At 35.4% G+C, this 762-nt stretch carries 1 protein-coding gene; it reads right to left on the bottom strand.

Features of this window, described 5'->3' with window-relative positions:
- Positions 1–315: 315 nt before the first annotated feature.
- The gene (locus tag ACJ5H0_RS23090) at positions 316–642 is read right to left on the bottom strand and encodes a hypothetical protein (protein WP_411252193.1); all 327 of its coding nucleotides are present in this window, start codon (positions 640–642) and stop codon (positions 316–318) included.
- Positions 643–762: the final 120 nt, after the last annotated feature.

Below are 762 nucleotides of genomic sequence, written 5' to 3'. Positions count from 1 at the left end.
TTAAGAAATTGGTTTTAAAACATTATTCCACACAATTGAAATTCCACTAAATGCATCTGATACCACACTGCCTATAGCAGAAAAAAACAAATTTAAATGCTGGTAAAAGGATATTTTTAATTACCGATACAATAAATGAAAACACAGGTGATAGTATTTCATTCCAAACACGTTGGATAATTACAAAAGCATCTTGAACAATCTCTTTTATGACTGTAAATCCTTTATCAAATGCTGGTTGTAAAGTTCGACGATTGTGGATACTATTGATCTATTGTAGGCTTGAAATACTCATTGTATATGGCCATGATTTTATCACCGAATAATACCCATATAGCAATCAAACCTGCGACGGCGGCAACTACCAAAGCTATTCGGACTTGTTAAAGCAGCCATTACCCCAGCCCAGGTTATTGCACCAGAAGTAATTACTAACATCAGAGGTGCTAGCGCAGCGCACAGACCTAAAAGAATACCTAGTACAGTCACTATCGCTATAATTGCAGCTGCTAACACTGGATGAGCAGAAATAAATTCTGCTATTTTAGAAACCATTTCTGCTACTATAAGTAGTACTGGTTCAAGAGCTTCTTTTAACTCTTTCATCGCATCTTTCCATTTGACCATTGGCGATGCATCCATTTTATTTGCTGATTGCTGTAAATCATCTATTCCTTTTTTTTAAGTCAGCTTGCTTTTTCTTCAGTTTGTAAAATTGTATTAATAATGTTTTGCCCTTGGTCTTCGAACATTGTGCCGAAA

It is taken from the genome of Chryseobacterium proteolyticum, from assembly GCF_046591535.1.
GTDB classification, from domain to species: domain Bacteria; phylum Bacteroidota; class Bacteroidia; order Flavobacteriales; family Weeksellaceae; genus Chryseobacterium; species Chryseobacterium proteolyticum.
Note: the sequence above shows the minus strand (reverse complement) of the source record. Positions and strands in the feature narration are given on the sequence as shown.